General features: G+C 32.0%; 1 protein-coding gene and 1 pseudogene. Both read right to left on the bottom strand.

The window, feature by feature from the left end; genetic code table 11:
- Nucleotides 1-194: pseudogene (locus tag F938_RS24615) on the bottom strand (formylglycine-generating enzyme family protein); the annotation flags it as partial.
- A gap of 123 nt (nt 195-317) precedes the next feature.
- The coding region (locus F938_RS17585) for a formylglycine-generating enzyme family protein (protein ID WP_005033919.1) at nt 318-746 on the bottom strand (429 nt) is incomplete at its 5' end.

Genomic DNA, 746 nt, shown 5'->3' with positions numbered 1-746 from the left:
GTGCCACCTTGTACAAAAATCATATTCTTTTTGGTTTTCTCCACCAATGTTTTAATTCTTTGTTGTAACTCAAGATCGTTTTTTTCATTGGTCTTTTGAGCTGTTGAGTTGCTATGCGTCTCATTGGTAGTTTTTGCACAAGCAGATAAGGCTAAAGTGGAGAGTAAAATAGCAATTATATTGTGTTTCATCATTTTTAAATAAGACTATCAATATTTTAGTTTTTATCTTAACTGCTAATCTGCATAATATAAAGTTTGATTCTGTTAAAAAATATATAGGTTAAAGGGATTTGGCGTTTGAATAATAATAATTAATTAAAATAAAGGGTTAGTGTTGTTGGTGGCGCATCTAACAGAGGTATTATAATAGGATAATTCATCATTTTGTTTTTTAGGTTCCATGAACATTCTTGAAAAAGTAAAGCCAAAAGCAGTTCGAATCATATATTCATCATTAATATTGGTACTTCTAAGGACTTTAGCTGTACCTGTTTCAGGCCCCTTAGGATTTTTTTCTGGTGATTTTGAATAATAGTCAGGTGCATACCAATCAGCAACCCATTCTAAATTTTCATTGATTAAGTCGTAAAAACCTAATGGAGTAGGCTGATGAGCGCCAAGTTGAGTGATGAGTATTATTGAGTTCTCTGCAACAGTTTCTGTGAATGCTTGTTGTTGTTGATAACTATTAAAGTTTTTACCATATTCTAGTTTACCATTATCGGTGGGATAGACCACTTGTTG

The organism is Acinetobacter bereziniae LMG 1003 = CIP 70.12, from assembly GCF_000368925.1.
Taxonomy (GTDB): Bacteria; Pseudomonadota; Gammaproteobacteria; order Pseudomonadales; family Moraxellaceae; genus Acinetobacter; species Acinetobacter bereziniae.
Note: the sequence above shows the minus strand (reverse complement) of the source record. Positions and strands in the feature narration are given on the sequence as shown.